The sequence below is a fragment of the Chitinophaga sp. genome (genome assembly GCF_035564935.1).
In the GTDB taxonomy this organism is placed as follows: domain Bacteria; phylum Bacteroidota; class Bacteroidia; order Chitinophagales; family Chitinophagaceae; genus Chitinophaga.
Map to the genome: position 1 here is coordinate 1 of NZ_DATMTE010001017.1, position 3,747 is coordinate 3,747.

The 3,747-nt window shown below is 48.3% G+C and carries 2 protein-coding genes; both read left to right on the forward strand.

All coding sequences use genetic code 11. The annotated features are described in order from the left end of the window. The first annotated feature begins 193 nt into the window (after positions 1-193). Entirely contained in the window at positions 194-1,393 is a 1,200-nt protein-coding gene (locus VN105_RS26420; RefSeq protein ID WP_325645895.1) for a FecR family protein, read from the forward strand. 260 nt (positions 1,394-1,653) lie between these two features. Next, positions 1,654-3,747: SusC/RagA family TonB-linked outer membrane protein (locus VN105_RS26425; protein ID WP_325645897.1), on the forward strand; the 2,094-nt coding region annotated here is incomplete at its 3' end.

The window sequence follows — 3,747 nt, forward strand, 5'->3', positions numbered from 1 at the left end:
ATACCTTACCGGTAAAGGTATTATCCTCCCCATGATCCTGCTCGGGTGGGGTATTTTATATTTTTTTTAATTTTTTTTCGAAAGATATAGGTACTCTCTGCCTGCTAACGGTACGTATAAGCAAGGGGCTTTCTGTAACCAGGCAGTTCCACGTAAAGTCAACTGAATTTCCGAATGCTTTAAAACGAGGCCGTTGTCCACATCAGAAAAACTTACCTACTTATTGGAACAGGTGCGGCTACGCCGTGCCACCACTGCGGAGTACCGGGAACTGTTGCAACTGATCAGCGATGATGAGTCGGGTGAAATAGTGAAGCTGCTGGATGCCTTTCATAGCGCCAGCGCGGCAGCCGATGCAGGCAATGCCGGTTACGACCATGCCTACTGGCAGCAGGCTGTAAAAGAAATACTGGATGCCGACCAGCCCGCACGGGAGCTTGTAATATTACCTGTTAAAAGCCGGGTACATTTCCTGCAACGTTACTGGTGGGCTGCCGCCTGTATTATCCTGCTCACGGCAGGCGCTTATTATTTATCCAGGCAAACACAACAACCGGTTATGGTAAACAGGGCGCCTGTAAAAGATGTAGCGCCGGGCGGCAACAGGGCCGTGCTCACGCTTTCCGATGGCTCTGAAATCACGCTGGACAGCGCCGGTAACGGCGTACTGGCCCAACAGGGTAACACCAGGATCACCAAGCTGAATAATGGGCAACTGGCCTACAGTGGCGCCGGTAACCCGGAAGGGAAAGTACTGTACAACACTATGAGCACCCCGCTGGGTGGACAATACCAGCTGATTTTACCGGACGGCACCGGCGTATGGCTGAATGCCGCTTCTTCCATCAGCTACCCTACTGCATTTACCGGTAATGAAAGAAGCGTAACCGTTACCGGTGAAGCATACTTTGAAGTGGTTAAAAATGAAAAAATGCCTTTCCGCGTAAAGGCAGGCAACACCACCATTGACGTATTGGGTACACATTTTAACATTAACGCATATAAAGATGAAGCCAGCATTAATACCACGCTGCTGGAGGGCGCTGTACGGGTAAACGTTTCTCAACAGCAACAGCAGCTCCGGCCCGGGCAACAGGCCAGGGTACCGGCAAACGGGACATCCATACAGGTTGTGGACCATGCCGATATTTCCGAAGTGATGGCCTGGAAAGCAGGTTTCTTTTCTTTTAATGATGCAGACCTTCCCACAGTAATGCGCCAGTTATCGCGCTGGTACAATGTGGAAGTAAAATATGAAGGCAACATTCCCCAAAGGGTATTTACCGGGGAAATAGGCCGGAACCTCACATTATCACAGGTATTAAAAGGACTTACGAAAACACGTATTAAGTACAGGATAGAGAATGGTAACAGGATTGTTATCCAGCCATAGTTATGAACAATGAAAAAATAAGAACAATGAAAAGATCAAAGCTATTGCCAGCGGCGCACTACGCGTATTGAATAAAAAACCGGGGCTGAGATTGGCGTCCTACCCCGGCTATAGTTCAATTTCATCAACAAACAAGTCGGTAAACATTATTTATTAATTCAACCAAACATTGCAAAAGTATGCAACTTAAGGCTATTTGTAATTCCGGTACCCGCAGATATTGGAAATTTGCGGGGCTCTCAACCAAAACACTGTTAGTTATGAAGCTAACTTCATTTATGCTGCTCATTGCCGCCCTGCAGGTAAGTGCAGCAAGCAGCGCCCAAACGGTGACCTACTCCGCCAGGGAGGTGAGTCTCCAGAAAGTGCTGAACGTGATCAAGGCGCAAACCGGTTACGTTTTCTTTTACGATAAGGAGGATCTGAAAAACAGTACCCCCGTTTCGGTAAACATAAAAAACGCATCGCTGCAGGCAGCCATGGAAGCGGTATTGCAAAAGCAACCGCTTAGCTTCGAGATCCAGGGCAATACCATCTTCATTACAAAAAATGAAAAGCCGGCAGCAGCACCGGCAGCTACACCGCCTCCCCCGGCTGTTACCGGCAAAGTAGTAGACGATGCAGGGGCGCCCATTCCCGGGGTTTCCATTGTAATAAAGGGAACACAGAAAGGCGCCGTTTCCGGCCCGGATGGCACTTTCCAGCTCACAAATGTACCCGATAACGCGGTATTGGTGATAACCAGTATCGGCTATATCACCAAAGAAGTTACGGTAGCAGGAAAAACAGTGATCAATATTTCGCTGGCGCCCGATGTAAGCGCGCTGAAACAATTTGTGGTAGTGGGTTACGGCACACAGAAAAAAGCCAACCTTACCGGTTCCGTTACTTCCATTGGTACAGAACAGCTTACCAACAGGCCGGTAACCAGCCTGGGTAACGCCCTGCAAGGTACCATGCCAGGCATCACCGTTACAGCAGCCAATAGTGGTCAGCCCGGCGCTGATGCCGCCAAGATCAATATCAGGGGCATTGGAACCTTAAACAACGCCGACCCCGTAATTGTGATAGACGGCGTGGTTACTAACCTGAGCAGCCTTAATAATATTAACCCCGACGATATTGCAACGCTCTCGGTACTGAAAGATGCGGCATCTGCTGCCATTTATGGTTCCCGTGCAGCCAACGGCGTTATTCTCATCACTACCAAACAAGGCCGTAAAGGTCCGCCGCAGGTAGTTTACAACGGCTATGTAGGTAAACAGAAAGCAACCGGCTTACCTGACTTTTTACCCTCCTGGCAAGCGGCTACTTTATACAACCAGGCGCTGAGCAACGAAAATAAAGCAGCCCGCTGGACAGATGCAGAGATCCAGAAATTCAAAGATGGCTCCGATCCTTTCAATTATCCTAATACCGACTGGCTCGACCTGTTTTACCAGGGCAGCGGCTTACAGCAGAATCACTATGTGGGCGTTTCCGGTGGAAGTGAAAATACACAGTATGCCTTCTCTTTAGGCTTATTTGATGAGAATGGTCTGGTGGATAAAACAAATGCAAAACGTTATACCAGCAGGTTGAATATCACTTCCCAGATCAACGACAAGGTGAAAGTAATTGGTAATCTCGCCTTTACTTCCTCCGGCAGAAATGAGCCCAGCAACCCTTACACCGGCGATTTTACACAATTGGTAAGACAAATCAACCGCATCTCCCCTACCATTCCTTACAAATATGAAAATGGCTACTACGGTTATATTTCTGATGGCAGCCCCATGGCATGGCTGGAAGGAAACAGCCTGAATAAGTATAATAACTACGACCTGGTAGGTAATGTAGGGGCAGACTGGGAAATTGTAAAAGGATTGCATTTCAAACCTTCCCTTGCTTACCTGATGAAGATCGGCCACAACAAAAAATTCATTGCTGATCAGCAATATTATGATGCCGCAGGTAATAAAACATTTTACCAGGGACCCAGTTATGTAACCGATGAAAACAGTTTCGCCAACACCGTTACACAGCAGGCATTACTGGACTACACCAAATCCTTCAGTAAACATAACTTCAAAATACTGGGCGGCTACTCCCAGGAGCTAACCAAATTCAGTTTTGATGATGGCTACCGGAAAGGTTTCCTGAACAACCAGCTTACCGATATAAACCTGGGCTCAACAGACGGGCAGAAAGCGACGGGGTATTCCTACGAACTGGCGCTTCAATCCTATTTCGGCCGGTTGAACTACGACTACGATGGCAAATACCTGTTCGAAGCCAACCTGCGGTATGATGGTTCTTCCCGTTTCTCTCCGGCCAACAGGTGGGGCCTGTTCCCTTCCTTCTCTGCCGGCTGG